Origin of the sequence: Pseudobacteriovorax antillogorgiicola (assembly GCF_900177345.1) — a bacterium.
GTDB classification, from domain to species: Bacteria; Bdellovibrionota_B; Oligoflexia; order Oligoflexales; family Oligoflexaceae; genus Pseudobacteriovorax; species Pseudobacteriovorax antillogorgiicola.
The window spans coordinates 23,659-39,568 of sequence record NZ_FWZT01000024.1 but is presented as its reverse complement, the minus strand read 5'-3'; the positions used below and the strand labels follow the sequence as shown (position 1 = coordinate 39,568).

Here is a 15,910-nt window from a genome sequence, read left to right as displayed (position 1 = left end):
AGTTCATTCATTTACGAGCGCAAGCTTTTTGCTTCAAAATAAAGCAAGACCAAATAAGCACATAGGGGAAAAATATGATTGCGATGAATAGCTCGTGGCGTGAGACCATGACAAAAACTGCTGTTGGCCTGGCTCTGGCGATTCCGGCTTTGATGTACTTCACCTGGCAGAGGGAAGGTGTACTCATGGCTGCTTTTTGCACCGTTTGTGCGATCAACCTCTTCTGTTTAGCTGCTATGAGAATGAGTTGGACCACCTACTTGAATCTAGCAGTTATTGCGCCACTCATCCTATTTGGAAGCTTCGTAGGATTGAGTACAGCTCCTTGCATGATTGAAGGTGTGGCGACCCAGTCAGCACTGTTTGTCAGCTACTCGGTGGGTGCTATGTTTCCTACCGCAGTTCCTGCTCTTGTCTACTACACTGCTAGCAACCTTATGGATCACTACCCGCTTCCTGATCTCAAAATCGACCTATTCCCCGCACCAGCCCAAAAGCCGGCGATGGCTTATGCCAGATTTCCTAATGGGCGACGCTAAGAGGAAGACGGTACTTACATTGTTAAGAAATGAAAGTAGGGGGTTCTCATAATGAGAGCCCCTCTTTGTTGTCCGCAAGAATTTGCTCGTTTCGCTATCACTTGGTTCCCGTCATACTGTGGCTTTAACAATCTGGAGGGACTTAGATGAACTCGGTCGATAGTATTGAAAGATTCATGAGTGGCTTAGAAAAGCGAAACCCAGGGGAATCAGAGTTCCATCAGGCGGTTGAAGAGGTTGCCAGGGATGTGATGCCGTTCGTTGCAGACCATGAAGCGTATCAGCAAGAAGGTATTCTTGAGCGAATGACTGAGCCAGATCGTATCGTGATCTTCAGAGTTTGCTGGGTAGATGATAAGGGACATGTTCGCGCGAATCGAGGTTATCGAGTTCAGTTTAATCAAGCCATTGGGCCGTATAAAGGAGGTCTCCGGTTTCATCCCTCGGTGAATCTCAGTATCCTAAAATTTCTGGGGTTTGAGCAGATTTTCAAGAATAGCCTGACTTCCCTGCCTGTGGGTGGAGCTAAGGGAGGTGCTAACTTTAACCCGAAAGGTAAGTCAGATCGTGAGGTGATGCGCTTTTGTCAAGCTTTTATGATGGAACTGCACCGCCACATCGGTCCTGATGTGGATGTCCCCGCAGGAGACATTGGTGTTGGGTCCCGTGAAATTGGCTACCTTTACGGTCAGTATAAGAGATTGGCCAATACCCACACCGGAGCAATTACAGGCAAGTCTATCGATTTTGGTGGAAGTCATGTTCGTAAAGAGGCTACAGGCTATGGCTGCGTATTCTTTGTGGAGAACATGCTTAACCATGTATCCGATGGGCTTGAAGGGAAAACTTGTGTTGTATCCGGCTCTGGCAACGTAGCGATTTATACCGCTGAGAAGCTCATAAGCAAGGGCGCTAAAGTTGTGACGCTTTCTGATTCCGATGGTTTTATCTATGATGAGAACGGTATTGATGATGAAAAGCTGGCTTGGGTTATCAAGCTCAAGATGGAGCGTCGTGGACGGATTAGAGAGTTTGCAGAGGAGTTTGGTGTCGAGTACATAGCTGGCAAAGGGCCTTGGGCTGTTCCCTGCGATCTTGCCTTTCCATCAGCAACTCAAAACGAGATAAGCGAAGAGGATGCCAAAACCCTAGTAAAAAATGGACTTCAGGGTCTTGGTGAAGGTGCAAATATGCCTGTTGAAAGATCTGCCGTGAAGGTGTTTCAGAATGCGGAGGTTTTGTATGCTCCTGGAAAGGCAGCCAACGCTGGTGGCGTGGCGGTTTCGGCTATGGAGATGACCCAGAATAGTATGAGGCTCTCTTGGTCTAGAGATGAGCTAGAGAGTAAGCTTCAGGGAGTTATGAAAAATATCCACGATAACTGTGTGACTTACGGCAGCAGCGAGCAAAACTCCAAAAAGGTGAACTACGTTAAAGGAGCTAATATAGCTGGTTTTAAGCGGGTTGCGGATGCCATGGTTGCTTATGGAGTAACTTGATTCCTGGAGCTTCAGTAAACGAAGTTGAAGTATTGCCTTACGCCCGCCGAGAAACGCAAAAATATTCTGCCAGTAAAGGAATGGTGATAGCAGGCAGCGCATGCTGCTCGAAACTCCAACGGCAATTTTTTCTGTGCTTTCGGCAGATGCGTTGGGCCCAAGGTAGATCGGCTCGCGAACCAGTCTTTGGTAACGCTTACTCAAACGCTTATTTTCAGGATTCCATGCGATGATATAATAAGGCCTGAAGGTAAGAAAAACTTTGGCAAGTAGGAAGAACCAAAAGAACACAGAAAACGCACTGCCACGCTTTTCTTTCTTAATCCAGGTAAGATTTGATTCTACTGCTTTCTTGTCAGCTTGATATTTCCCTCGCAGTTCTATCTGCTGCGCTGCTGGCAAGAAAGAGAAGGCGCGCAAAGAGGAAGTATTGATCGAAAAGCCGGCTACAATCTCGTCATGATCGACGAATATCCAAACGTCAGACTGGAGTGCGTAGGCATCTGGAATATTCGAACCCATGGCCTGATTGAAGGTCGCAAGAAGTTCCAGTTTCTCGTTTGAGTTGGCTTTTTTGACTTTTATCATAGGTTCCTCCATTACGGCCCTGGTTTGCTACGCCAAGGACAGGAAGAACATCGCCATAAAAATAAGAAATAAAAAATCGAATCTTAAAGTAAGCGTTCATTTTTCAACTCAAAGTGGGAATCGTAGTTTTTTGCTTTAGAGAAAAATTTTTGATTTACAAATAAGCAATGACTATGGCTATCTGTCAGTCGTAGGTCAGATTCAATTAATTCTTGTTATCAAGTAAGTTCAGTTTCAAAACGTCATTTTATCACGATGGAAAGTTTTAATTTGCACGTATAGAAAATAGATCATTCCAAAGCTGGGTATTTAGCTTCTAAGATTCCTGAGACTCCCTTTAGAAAATTCACTTGTTACCGAAAACTTACGTGTGCTTGGTGGTCGTGAACCTCCGGTTTCATAGGCATTCCGCTTGTTCATCGCGATGTGTTAGAAACTCTTGTTTGACGGGAGTCTTTCGTCGAAGCACGTTTCATATTATCAGGGGATCATAGCAATGGTAGAAATCACTGAATCTCAGTTAACGAGGGCTCATGACTCTCATCTTACGAAACAGCATCTGAAAACCTATGGAAAAGAGTATGTTGACTTCATCATCCAAGAGCAAAGCAAGTACTCTAAAGAGCACTTTCTTGTAGTTTTCTTTTTTGCATTGACTACCTACTACAATTATAGGTTTCTGGGCTCTCTCGCTCTGGTTTTTAACATTCCAGCTGTGCTTTTTACCTTATCCCTACCCTATGTGTTTTCGCATTTTGCTGACAAATCCTATTGGTATAAATATCTTTCAATCCTATATCTTGATATAGCAGTATTCTACTGCTGCCTTGTTACCGTATACTTTTCCATCATCTACCTCCGTGATAAAGAGATGGTTTTGCTAAATGCTCCCATACAAATGGCTCTTTTTATGGGAAGTTGCGTTAGCCTTCACCCCCACTTCGTGACAACTATCGCAAGAAACGTCCTTTTAACTGTCACCGCGGCTTTCATGTTGGCGGACTACAGTACTGACTACCTCATGAGAATTGCCCAGCAGTTTAACGTAGGATTTTTTATGGGCTTATTTTTTAGTTGGACCTTAGCTAATAGGCGAGTCAATCGTTTCTATATATTTTCCACTTCAAAAAAGAATCGAGAGCACACTATTTCACAGCTAAGAAAGATGGCCTTCTACCACCAAGCCCAAGAGATTGAGGCAGGGGAGTTGCTCGAAGAAACTCTTCCCGTAGGTCGTGGTCGTTGTTGCTCGATCACGGTCCAGATTGGGGGAGTTTTAGAAGATAATCATTACTGGGGAAAAGAATTTGAAGCCTTCCTTGCTAAGTGCCGAGAATTGATACTCCAGGGTTATACCACCAAGCTAACATGCTCTGCGTTTGAGGTCGGCTCAAACTATAATAGCTTCACATGCTGTGTTGATTTCCCATTTCATAAAGAAAACCAACTCCTATCAAGAGAGGAAAATACTTTGTTCTTGGCTTTAAAGTTTCAGGAAGCATTCCATGACTTCCTAGATAAAATAGGGGATCATCAATTTGAATGCAGTATGGGAATTTGCTGTGGTGAAGTGGAAGGCGACTTTAAGGGCGATGCCCAGAAGAAATATGTGGTAACAGGCCTTCCTATTGCTCGCTCTGCTGAGCTGACCTATCGAATCGAAGATATAAAATTGATCCACAACTCGACCCCCGAAAGCCATTCCTTTATCTTTATTGATAGAGATTTTTGGGATGGCCTATCGGCAACGAATCAGACGCTGTTTTTGAAGTGGGGCGATATCTTTTATCTCGATTCAGATGGACTTCGCGATTTTCGAGAAACAGCCTAAGAACGATTGTGTAGATGCTCAAAAGTCTGGGGTTTAGCATCTATTAAAGGGAGCAAAAACTATGATACTTCGTTATGCTTAACAAATACTCGTCACTGCGAATTGTACTATCACTTCGCATTTTTTAACCAAGCCTTGTCTCATAGGTTTGGCTCCCCTTAATACTTGCTCTCTACTTTGCCCTAGGGAGCATTCATCACTTTACCAGTTGAATACTCGACAAATTCCAGGTTGTCTGCATCAACCATGATATCACCGGTGCTATAAGCAAATGCTTCAACATTTACTGCACCAGGTTCCCTAGCATCGACGATACCTCCAGAGTAATTAAGAATGTAGAGCTGGTTGATCTTTTGATCGCCTTCGAGTTTGATCATACCGACTGAATAGTTTCTTACAATAACCGTATTTGCAAGTGACGGAACCTTACACGTGATGTCAACAGCACGGTGGTTGTCACAGTAATACTCCCCTTGGGAACCGGGTGTAGCTGTTTGCCTTTGTGTCTCTTGAGGCGAGACACTCTGGCTTTCCAGGTCGCTGCTTGCTTGCGCTGATGGCTGATTCTGTGCTTCTGTTCCCTTAGCCTCAAGAGCATCCTTATTTTCGATTCCAGGTACATGAACTTCGTCCTGATTCGGGATGGTCGGCCTAGAAACAGTCTCTGTAGCTCTTGAATGACTTATGTCTTGCCGATTACCGCTGTTTTTAGAATCCTCAGAGCCACCGCAGGCAGCAAGTTGGGTGGCGACACATGACACGAGAATCAGATGTCTGTACTTCATAGTTTGATCTCCTAATATATCCAGTTGAATTCGAAATTGCACTCATACCTAGCGAACTTTGTACCACACCCCTAAGGCTCTAAAACAAGGAGGAAAGATAGAATCGCGCAACTCTAAAGCAGGAATGTAGAGCGTCTTGGATCTTATGATAATTCAATGATTATATATATTTGTGATGTAATCTATCGCAGGGTGGGAGCGAGCCAGCGGATGTTCTGAAAAGTTTTCCGAATTAACAACGTAAATTCGGCATTTTAGGCAGTGGTATGTCCGCTGTGGTTTTAAATAAAGAAGCTCTTAGTCACCCGCTCTAGGGTTGGTCTAGAACCTCATAAATGGTACTAAGTTCTGTGCTGGAACCCACACGGCCACTACAAATCCTAGCACCTGGATCAATCAAACCAATGGTGAAGATACCATTGTTTTGGTAACGGCAAAGGTCAATCCTATTGAGTCCTTGAACATGGATCGGGGTTAGCTTCACAGCCAAATTAGAGGGCTCCCAATGGTAGAGTTCCCCCGGTTGTGATGGGTTGAGTAAGACATCGAAACCGCTGCTCAAAGCCAAGTCTCCCTCTAGAGTCCTGACGGTGCATGTCCATGGTGGTGACTCGATAGATAGGGTTCCAGGTAAATGGATGCCGACAGCGGCTGAAAATGCTCGGCAAGTATACAATGGAATGCTTTGCTGGGTACCAATGCTGTTGAGTGGCGTGAGGCGGTTCTGATCATTTGTATCTATCAAGCTATTGCTCAGCCACCCAGAAAATGTTGGCGAAAGCCCATGACCGTCATCCCGAGGCCATTGCTTCGCTTCAATGAGGATTCCATCGTTTTCAATTATGACGCCAACTTGGAGTCTGCTTAGGTCATCAGTGAATTCTAGGCTCGTCAACAGAGACGATTTGAATCTCACGTGATAGGGGTCACTTGGTGTTGTTCGTGTATGAACTGCGAACCCGCTCTGTGAAATGGTCCAGGTCATCTCACTGCCATTGCTAAACTCATCATAAAGCTGGTTGCTTTGGTTTGCTACTTTACAGGCTAACTCAGCGAGATCTGTTGGTTCAGATAGAATATTACAGGCTAGTTGGTAACCTGGAAGCGGAATATCGTCTTCTGATGGTCTGGTGGTGCCTTTTTGCTCTAAAGTTGAGGCCGTAGGACCATGTTCATCAGACAATTGGGGGCTGCCCTGGCAAGCTGAAACGAAAAATATAGATACCAACATTCTAATTGTTAAATTCATAGTAGTTCCTAAAGTATTCGTGCCATCCAATCAAGTTCGACCAAGCTTTCCCCAACTCCTAAAGCGTCTTGGCAAGTACCGCGGCTGAGTTTTAAGCTGATTGTTCGGTATTCCTCAAAGGTGAAGGCGGCAACATCATAAGCCCTAACACGCACAAGCCATCGAGAAAGCCCTAACCAGGCGAGCAGCTCTTTGTCGAGTTGCCTAAAGTCCCGAATAATGGCAATGGCTCCCCGAGCATGGTTTAGCCTTTGATCTAGTGGTATATTTTTGTCGTAGAGAAACTCTAAGCAGCTTATAAACTTAACGAGAGCTTGATACGGCTTAAGGCAAAAATTTCGATTCTTCTGCCAAGATGCGATTTTAGGTAGGGATTCAATCCAGTTCATGGAGGGAACCGCCCTAAGCCAAAGTTGAGTTTCAAGCAGATAGGATTCCTGATGATGGCTGGCATTGCGTTTTACTAATGCCAGCATGGATCTGGGATCACCGTCTTGGGCAAGGCGCAGGAGACAATCTTCCCACATGAGTTCGGTTTTTAACTCAGTGGATACAGACTTGCCATTCAAAATCAGCTTACATTGCTCAATCTTAGAAATTTGATTTGTGAGACGGTATACTTTGATTCTATTGATAAAGCATAACTCCCATGCTCGGCCAGTAAGATGGTTTTGAGCAGTTGTAAGGTATTGTTCTGCTAGGTGACCATTGCCATTGCGAAAGCTCTTCAGGCCCATTCCTAGAAGATGGTACGGGTTATCCCGCGAGGTTTCATAGTCAAAGCGAGAAGCAAGAGCCTTTTCCCAGCAAGCGTCCAGCATCTTGCCTTCTATAAGGTGAACTTGACTCATAGCTGAAAACAAATCTGAGTACAAATGACTCAAAAGGGAGCTGCGTGGCTTGACACGATTAATTCTTAGAAGACCGTGGCCGATTTCTTCCAAGTTACTGACTTGCTTCGGTCGTAGCCCACCCATTCGGGCGTGATGATAGAGAGCGCTAACCACATAGATGAAGCGCGAGAGCATGGATTCAGGGTCGAGGTTCTGATCGAGTTCGGCTATTCTCGTGAGAATATGACTCAGCCTGGCCTGATCACCATCGTTGGCCTGAATCAGGTCTAACTTATCTTTGATCCGTAATTTTTCGGAAAGAACTTTTTTTTGAGTCCAATGACTGCGAACTCCCATCGCTTCACCGCTAGATTTTCGTTATTGATTTTTAGGAGCAGCAAGATTGGTTCCAGATAATCACATTTATGTGAGTAGACTAAACTATCGCAATGATGAATTTTTCTTGAAATGATGTTTGATAAATGTGGAAGTGTTTAGACAGTTTTGGATTGGATTTTGACAAGTCTCAATAGAGTATGCTTTTTAAGCAACAAGAAATCATACTTTGCTATAATTTATGATTATCATGGACGAAACGAGGCTCAATTTGAATTATCATCGGGCTTTCTCTTAGTTCGAAGGCTTCGCACTAAGGAGCCAGGCCGAAGGACTCATCTTTACCACTAGACTTTGATCAATGAGGAATATCAGGTCTCCATCCCCGATACCCTCAAAGCCAATATAATGACCTCCTTGCTTTGGGATGTCTCCCAAAATAACTTTTCTGAGCATCTGATCACCTCGCCTGAGGGTGATACTGTGATTTTTGTCTAAACCATAATCAGGCCAAGCACTAGCTTGATCACTAACGATACGGATCATTTTTACAGCCATTAATAGATCAAGAGCCTGCAAAACCTTAGCAGCATCAGCGGGTCCCGTCTCTGGCTCTTGAACTTGCCAGGTCTGATCAGTTTTCTTCAGAAAAATTTTTTCGGTCTGAGACTCAAAAGTGATTGAATCGATTTCAAGAAACTCTTTTTCTGTGACCAAAGGAAAGTAGGTATAGGATTTCGGTTTGGACAGCTGGCTCTGTAGGTAAAGATACCCGAGGATTGAGAGAACGATCAATAAAAGGCTTTTTATAAATTGCATGGGCTTTCCTCCCCCACTATGATGCAGTATGGAGTTGAGGTTTCTTCCTATTGATATAAATTCGCTTATAGCTAAACCAAAGGGTGGATGCGAACCATAAAAAAAGTGGCATCGCCAAGACGTTTATCGCTATCAATCTTGCTTTGATGACATCGATAAACCCTTGTTGCCTGATTCGTAGCTGTCGACGCTCAAGTTCTAGAGCTTCTATTTCCTGCCTCAGATTTTGAATCTCCTGCCTCTGACCCACATCAACGGTCACGCGATCGCCATTGGTTTGGGACGCTTCAAGCTTCTTTACTTGTGCCAGAAGTTTACTCCTTTTTATAGCGAGCTTACGATCGTCTCTCCTCCAATCTTGATGAAGCTGCTTCTCAATGGCGGTAAGTTTGCTCAAAGTCCGTGGCTTGCTAGTAGGAATCCTGACATCCAAAAGGCGGGTATCGCCACTGACAAAGTCGATCGCATTTTCAATGAAGGGGATATTATCATTCTCCTGAACCAAAATCCGTTGACCATTGATAACTGTGTCTCGAATTAGGTGACGATCAGCGAGTAGGTCGACATCGGCTATAATAACAGCTGCCCCAAGAGCCGATGTTTGGTTTGAAACCTCAGGACTAAAAGGGAAGTTTCCTTGAACATAAAGGGCCAAAGACCTCTTCTGATTGTCTCCTTGAAAGCTCAGGCTGAGGCGCTCTGGATCAGAGAGAGGGGAAAGCATGGCCCGCATGACTCCGGATTGATGACTTGTTTGCAATAATGGTCTGATGTTAAGTTTTTGGTGTGGACGCCATACCAAGTGCCCAGGTTCGAAAAGCATCACTTGGTCAAGACTCTGGGTCACTGGCGTTTGTGAGTCCATCTGTTCAGAATCCAAAACCAGAAAGTAGGGGTAGGAAAGGCTCGCACCCTGATAGTTTATCGTCTGAGCGAGCGACAAGTCGCCAGTGACCTCTTGATCAACAAGCTCGATATGCCAATGCTTGAGCAGCTCGTTGAGGTCAGATTGGGTAAAGCCCTGCGGCTGATCGGGGGGAGCAAAGCGAGCTAGCGGATCTAAAAACATCACCAATCGCCCTCCGCCAGCCATATAGTTTTGGATCGCGGTGATGGTGCTACGCGGCATGTTCAGAGGATGTACGATGAGCAGGGTTTGGATTGACTCAGGAATAGCATTGATATCCAAACTCAATGGTTTTAATGTAAATCGCTTTTCTAAATGAGAGGCAATCACCCAGCGGGGGCCTGGAGTATTCTCACTGTAGAAGCCCTGTTCGGGGGTTGGTAGGAGCGGGAGTGACGATATAATACCTAGAGACGGTTTGCTAGCATATTGCATACTAAGGATTTGGGAGCTTAACTGATATTCAAGTTGCGATGACTCGCGTGCGTCCAAAAAAGGTATCACAGCCTCCTTGGGGCCGCTTAAGAAAACAAGACCGCTAAAGTACTCTTGGCTGCCTTTGATCTTAATGGGTTTGACTCCATAGCGTAGAGCCCATCGTTCTTCGTTGGAACCTGGGAACGGATCGATGATTTTGATGCGTATCGTCCCCTGACTGTTCGTTTCATATTGCTTCAATAGCTCAGCCACACGGCGGGAAAACCTTTCTATGGCATAGGGCATATGACTCAAAGACGATGAATGGTAGTAGTGAATCTCAAGCTCATCTTCAAGGTCTTCTGCGATTTGCAGGCTCGCTTCAGATAACGTGAAATTTCTATCAGAGCTAAGATCAATAGCGAAATCAGTCAGCTGGCTAAAAACAAGGGTCAGAAAAGCTATTGCAGTCAGGATCAAAGAGTCTTTCTGGCTGAGCTTGGTCATAAGCGATCCCTGTTCCGGCGGAGGCTGATAATCGTCGCTGAAAGCCCGAGTAGCGTGATACTTAGAAAGAATCCGATATCGCGACCGTAGAGCACACCCTGTGTTAAGTTTTGGAATCGATGAAGGATACCAAACTCTCGAAGCCAAACGATCAGAGATGCGGGTAAGAAATCACCTAGCCAGGCTAGGAAGCCTGTCCAGCTTGGCAGCAGCAGAGCCAGCTGAAAGCACAGACTTAGGATGAAGCTTAGGACCTGGCTTCCGCTGAAAGTAGATGCTAGCTGTGCGAGGCTTAAAAAGGTCCCTGCCAATAGCCAAGCTGCTAGATAGCCAGAGAATATCGTGCCGTAATCAGGCTGACCTAGATAGGCGATGCTTGCAATCAAGGGCCACGTGAAGCCTAGGCCAATAAGCAGTAAGAACCACGACGCTAAAAATTTTCCAATTACAAGTTCCATCAGTGTCACTGGCCAAGTGAGGAGCAGCTGGATGGTTCCTCTCTGTCGCTCCTCTGCCCAGAATTTTATGCCTATGGCTGATGTAAAAAAACTGAGGACCCAAGGCATGAATTGGAAGAAACTGGCAAGATCCGCCTGGTTGCGATCGAGTATACGTCCTAAAAAAAACGTTGCACTATTGATCATTAGCAGGAAACTAACAAGAATCACCATCACCAGAGGTGAACGGCCAAAGTCCAGAAACTCTTTCTTGGTTATGGCTAAAAAGGGCATCAAGGTTTCGAGCCCTCCTGAGTCAGAAGATTAAAGACCTCATCCAAATGTGGGGGATGGATCTCCATGGCTAGAGGTTGGGGAGATAGTTGACCCAATAGACGGATCAGTTCTGGGGGCGCGCCAGAGATCAATCCTGTTACTTCGGTCTCATGAGATACCAATGAAAGGAAATTCTGATTCCTAAGAGTGTCCATGGCTTTTTCTGCACACCGGTGGTTTTCAAAGCTGAGCTTGAACCGACTCTTCAAGCCTAAGTCCCTAGTCAGCTCTGCGATCGATTGATCCGCAACTTTTCTACCCCGATGGATCATGATCACTCTTTGACAAAAGTTGGCCAATCTTCCTAAGTCGTGTGTGGAGATGAGTATGGTTTTACTATGGCTAAGTTGCTTTATAAGGTTGACGACCTCTTGGGTCTGCCTTGGATCGAGCCCATCTGTGGGTTCGTCAAGGATGAGTAGCTGCGGATCTGGTAAGAGGGCTAGAGCCAAGCCCAGTCGCTGGCGAAAACCTTTCGAAAGGCTCAATACCGGTTGATACCACACGTCTTCAAGGGATAACTGCAAGGCGAGCTGGTCGTATCGTTCCCGTCGCTTTGAGGGCGATAGACCCCGTAGATCAGCAAGAAAGTTGAGGCTCTCGAAAACAGTGAGATCTTGATAAAGAGGGCAGTTCTCAGGCAGGTAGCCTATTTCCCGCTTTAGGTCGCGGCTTTGAGGTGTGAAATCATGATCTAGGATCGTGATCGTACCTGAGTCAGGATAAATGGAGCCGGTGATCATTTTCATGGTTGTAGATTTTCCAGCCCCATTGGGTCCGATCAAGCCCACCACCTCGCCAGTTCGAACTTCGAAGCTCAGGTCCTTAACTGCAGCGCAGAGTCTATAAGTCTTACAGAGCTGCTGAGCCCGAATCATGGTGGCTCCCCTGAAAGTTTTAAATATCACTTTCCTAATATCTTACACTAAGGCTGGCCTCAAAACTGCCTATCATTTCATTGTGCTTCGATGTCATTTCGCTTCAGTGCTCTCTAATCCAGTTCTGATAAACGGGGTCGCAGCTAAAAAGCGCGGCCTTAGCTATTCGATGCTGCAATAAATAGGCATCTCAGAACTGCGATAGTCGTCATATATGATCGAGGTATCACATCGAGCGACTTCGTCCCTCGATGTGATCTTGTCCATGACAAAGTCTCGCAGATGGTGCGTATCTCTTACCATCACGTGGATCAGGACATCATTGACGCCGGAAAGGTGATAAAACGCACGAACCTCGGGCTGAGATTGGAAGTAGGCAGTCAGTTGGTAGAAGATGTGTCCTGAGTGAATGTTTAAGGTGATCGCAATCATCGCCTGAATTCCTACACCAACGGCGTCTGGATCTATTTCCGCCAAGAAGTTTTTCAAAACCCCCTGGTCGATTAAATTGCGAACTCTTGCCAGGCAACTGGACGGTGCTAAGCCTACGATTCCAGCCAGCTCTTTATTGGAAAGACGTGCATTATTCTGCAAGGCTTTGATTATTTGAATATCGGTGCGGTCCATCTGGGTATTTTTCCCTCTAATCCGAATATAATTCGATTTACATCGCTAATGTTAGCATAATATTATCCGATACGTCTAATAAACTGAATGATGAGCGAGTCATGGATAGTATTTTGAAACAGCAATCGAGCCTTTACGACCAGGCGATGTCCCGGCTAGATCAGCTCTACGCCACACTAGAGCGAGAGAACGAAGCCTCTATGGGATACCCTGTAACCAAGGGTTTTGATTACTCAAAACTCTATCGATTTCTGAAAATTCCCCTCAACAACGTGGGCGATCCATTTCAATCCGGAACCTATAAAGTTCACTCTCATCAGCTTGAAGTCGAGGTCGTCGAGTTTTTTGCAGACTTATTCCGGGCGCCTCAGGATAACTACTGGGGATATGTGACCAATGGAGGGACTGAAGGGAACCTCTTTGGAGTCTACACGGCTCGAAAAAAATATCCAGACGGCCTTGTTTACTACACAGATGCCGCCCACTATAGTATTCGCAAGAACATCGATATCCTAGGAATGGAAAGTGTGCTGGTTGAAACCGGAGCAGATGACATTATCGACCTTGCTCATTTTGAACAAGTTGTCGACTCGTCTAGACCAGCGATTGTGGTTGCCAACATCGGTTCTACGATGCGAGAGGCCAAGGATGATATCAAGGCGATTCGTGCGACCCTTGAAAAGCGGGGACTCAAGGATATCTACATCCATAGTGACGCTGCGTTGTGTGGTGCCATAGCCCCCTTTCTAAAGGAACGGCCGCATTTTGATTTCGCCGATGGCTGCGACAGCATCGCTGTGAGTGGGCACAAGTTTATTGGCTGTCCCATGCCGTGCGGCGTGGTGGTTTGCAAGATCGATAATGTGGAAACCCAGTCCCAGTATGTTTCCTACATCGATGGCTTCGACCATACGATTACGGGTTCCCGTAATGGTATTACCCCAGTGTTTCTTTGGTACCAACTCATTTCGCTGGGCAAGGCAGGTCTTCAGGAGCGTGTGGAGCGGTGTCTTAGCCATGCCGCCTATGCTGAAGCTCGTCTGAGAGCCCTGGGCCTTGATGTGATGCGCAATAGAGACGCTATTACCGTGGTATTTCCGAAGCCCAGCAGCGAACTCATAAGCAAGTGGCAGTTAGCCTGCCAAGGCGATATTGCACATCTCATATGCATGCCGAACATCAGTCTTGCGCATATCGACGCCTTTTTGTCTGATATGTCTCGGGCTCAGCCAGGGTCTTAAGGTTCAGCTTACAAAATAACTAGATCCATCAGGCTACACTTGCCAAAGATTATGGGCGATTGTAGCATGGCCGATCAAATGGCGATGCCAGTATCTGAGGGGAGTCTGGCGTTACTATCATAAGGAGTACGATCCGTGAGCAACGGGACAAAAGCCATATGCTCGCGTCACGACTCCGACAACCCCCCTCATGTAGGCACAAAATTCCTAACTTTGAAGCACCATTAAGGGACAGCTCAGCTATAATATGCTTAGGCAGAGACTACCTTGATTCGTGATGCGATCCTTAACGTGGAGCCTAGTGAAGTCATGCAGTTTAAAAACCTGATCGATCAATTTCAACATGCCTGCCGCGAGTTTGGCAACCGGCCACTATTTGGGACAAAGGTCTCTGGTTCTTATCAGTGGCGAACATTTGATGATTTTCGAATGGATGTCGAGAAGCTTCATGCTCACTTTTCATCTCTTGGTCTAAAAAAGGGCGATCGTATCGCTATAATCTCCCGCAATTGTCCCGAATGGGCGGCGACGGTGTATGGCGCACTCCATCAAGGAGTGGTTTATGTCCCCATGTACGAGAACCAACACCCTGATGAGTGGGACTACATCATAAAAGATGCAAAGCCCAAGGTTGTAGTCGCTTACAACGAAGAGATCCTGGCAAAGCTTCCACGTCAAGACTATGATTTCGTCAAAGAGTATATTTATATCGATCCAGCCAAGGCTAGCGATGAGGTTGCAAGCTATCGCGAGATTCTTAGAACGACAAAGGCTAAGGCAGAAACTGTAGATATTGCCCCTCGGGATCTAGCTGGCTTAATCTACACATCTGGCACTACAGGTCACCCCAAAGGTGTGATGCTTTGCCATGAGAACATCATTGTGCAGTGTGATTCCATCCAAGCGACTCTTGATATTCGCCCCACGGACCGATCTTTGGTGATCTTGCCTTGGGCTCACATCTATGGCCAAACCTGTGAACTTCATTCCCACTTTAGGTTTGGCTTTGCCAGTGCTTTCGTGGAAGACTTTACAACCATTCAGGCTAACATCCAAGAAGTGAAGCCAACCCTTCTTGTCGGTGTGCCGCGGATTTTTCACAAGGTCCACGACGGTATTGCTGGCAAAATCGCTGCCAAACCAAAGATCATCCAGAAGCTTTTCGCCAAAGCTATTGAGATCGGTCACCGCCGGCTTAACGAGTCTATTAGTGTGATTGATCGCTTAATCTACAGTCTCGCAAGTGTGCTCATATTTAAGAAAATCAAGGGTAACTTGGGTGGTGAACTCCGCTATTGCATCAGTGGTGCGGCGGCTTTACGAAAGCCGACCAATGAATTTTTCCACGCACTTGGCTTGCCTATTTATGAGGGCTATGGTCTCACTGAAACAGCTCCTTTGATTTCGGTCAATAACCAGAAATACAACCGCATAGGCTCAGTAGGGCGAACATTCCCACATATAGAACTTACCTTAGAGCATGTTGAAGGTTGCGAGAAAAACGAGGGGGAGATTGTTGTCTCTGGCCCAGGGGTCATGCTCGGCTACTACAAACTTGATGAAGAGACGAATAAGGTCTTAGTTGATGGCAAGTTTCACACTGGAGATATTGGTCGCCTAGAAGATGGTTATCTTCACATTACGGGGCGGATCAAAGAGCAGTATAAGATGGAAAATGGTAAATATGTGGTACCGGGGCCAGTTGAAGAGGAAATCTCTATGCATGCCTTGATTGATAACTCGGTTCTTTACGGTGAAGGTCGATCTCATAATGTGCTTCTTGCTCAGATCAATCAGGAGGAACTAGTCAAGTGGCTTGGAGAGAAAGAGCTCAATATGACGGCAGAGGAAGCGATTCATAATGCTTCCACAAAGCAAGAGTTGACAAAAGATATCCTCGGCATGATCAAAAAAGCTAAGAAATATGAAAGGCCTTCGGATTGTCTATTCACCCTTGACGAGTGGACTACAGACAATGGGCTTTTGACTCCCTCGATGAAAGTCAAGCGAAAGAAAGTCTTGGCTCTTTTCAAGGAACAGATTGAAGAGCATTTTCAAAGCTAGTTTTACTGTGGAAAATC

Annotated in this window: 13 protein-coding genes; 5 read left to right on the top strand and 8 right to left on the bottom strand. The window is 45.7% G+C overall.

Annotated features, from left to right (window positions below):
• The first annotated feature begins 74 nt into the window (after positions 1–74).
• The 3 genes from B9N89_RS24850 (at position 75) to B9N89_RS24840 (ending at position 4,457) form a co-directional block, all read left to right on the top strand.
• Complete coding sequence (locus B9N89_RS24850) at positions 75–539, top strand: hypothetical protein (RefSeq protein WP_132323824.1); 465 nt, start codon at positions 75–77, stop codon at positions 537–539.
• Positions 540–685: 146 nt separating this feature from the next.
• On the top strand, positions 686–2,038 hold the full coding sequence (gene gdhA / locus B9N89_RS24845) for an NADP-specific glutamate dehydrogenase (RefSeq protein WP_132323822.1): 1,353 nt from the start codon (positions 686–688) through the stop codon (positions 2,036–2,038).
• A 1,084-nt stretch (positions 2,039–3,122) separates the two neighbouring features.
• The gene (locus B9N89_RS24840; RefSeq protein ID WP_132323820.1) at positions 3,123–4,457 is read left to right on the top strand and encodes a hypothetical protein; all 1,335 of its coding nucleotides are present in this window, start codon (positions 3,123–3,125) and stop codon (positions 4,455–4,457) included.
• Between the two features lie 182 nt (positions 4,458–4,639).
• On the opposite strand, the gene B9N89_RS24835 is transcribed toward B9N89_RS24840, so the two are convergent.
• The 8 genes from B9N89_RS24835 to B9N89_RS24800 all read right to left on the bottom strand — a co-directional run bounded on the left by B9N89_RS24835 (position 4,640) and on the right by B9N89_RS24800 (position 12,588).
• On the bottom strand, positions 4,640–5,242 hold the full coding sequence (locus B9N89_RS24835; RefSeq protein ID WP_132323818.1) for a hypothetical protein: 603 nt from the start codon (positions 5,240–5,242) through the stop codon (positions 4,640–4,642).
• Between the two features lie 310 nt (positions 5,243–5,552).
• Positions 5,553–6,491 (bottom strand): hypothetical protein, encoded by a 939-nt coding sequence (locus B9N89_RS24830; protein WP_132323816.1) that lies wholly within the window; start codon positions 6,489–6,491, stop codon positions 5,553–5,555.
• 8 nt (positions 6,492–6,499) lie between these two features.
• Complete coding sequence (locus B9N89_RS24825) at positions 6,500–7,681, bottom strand: hypothetical protein (RefSeq protein ID WP_132323814.1); 1,182 nt, start codon at positions 7,679–7,681, stop codon at positions 6,500–6,502.
• Positions 7,682–7,954: 273 nt separating this feature from the next.
• Positions 7,955–8,479, bottom strand: coding sequence for a DUF4340 domain-containing protein (locus tag B9N89_RS24820; RefSeq protein ID WP_132323812.1), 525 nt, complete (start codon positions 8,477–8,479; stop codon positions 7,955–7,957).
• 16 nt (positions 8,480–8,495) lie between these two features.
• Entirely contained in the window at positions 8,496–10,310 is a 1,815-nt protein-coding gene (locus B9N89_RS24815; protein ID WP_132323810.1) for a GldG family protein, read from the bottom strand.
• Positions 10,307–11,041 carry an ABC transporter permease gene (locus B9N89_RS24810; protein WP_234996161.1) on the bottom strand — a complete coding sequence of 245 codons (735 nt, stop codon included), beginning with the start codon at positions 11,039–11,041 and terminating at the stop codon, positions 10,307–10,309. Before B9N89_RS24810 ends, B9N89_RS24815 begins: the two co-directional genes overlap by 4 nt.
• Positions 11,041–11,961 carry an ABC transporter ATP-binding protein gene (locus B9N89_RS24805; RefSeq protein ID WP_132323806.1) on the bottom strand — a complete coding sequence of 307 codons (921 nt, stop codon included), beginning with the start codon at positions 11,959–11,961 and terminating at the stop codon, positions 11,041–11,043. Before B9N89_RS24805 ends, B9N89_RS24810 begins: the two co-directional genes overlap by 1 nt.
• A gap of 162 nt (positions 11,962–12,123) precedes the next feature.
• Positions 12,124–12,588, bottom strand: a complete 465-nt coding sequence (locus B9N89_RS24800; RefSeq protein ID WP_132323804.1) for an Lrp/AsnC family transcriptional regulator — start codon at positions 12,586–12,588, stop codon at positions 12,124–12,126.
• Between the two features lie 101 nt (positions 12,589–12,689).
• On the opposite strand from B9N89_RS24800, the gene B9N89_RS24795 reads away from it, so the two are divergent.
• Both B9N89_RS24795 and B9N89_RS24790 read left to right on the top strand, forming a co-directional pair.
• Complete coding sequence (locus tag B9N89_RS24795) at positions 12,690–13,829, top strand: histidine decarboxylase (RefSeq protein ID WP_132323802.1); 1,140 nt, start codon at positions 12,690–12,692, stop codon at positions 13,827–13,829.
• Between the two features lie 267 nt (positions 13,830–14,096).
• The gene (locus B9N89_RS24790) at positions 14,097–15,893 is read left to right on the top strand and encodes an AMP-dependent synthetase/ligase (protein ID WP_132323800.1); all 1,797 of its coding nucleotides are present in this window, start codon (positions 14,097–14,099) and stop codon (positions 15,891–15,893) included.
• The last annotated feature ends 17 nt before the right edge of the window (positions 15,894–15,910 follow it).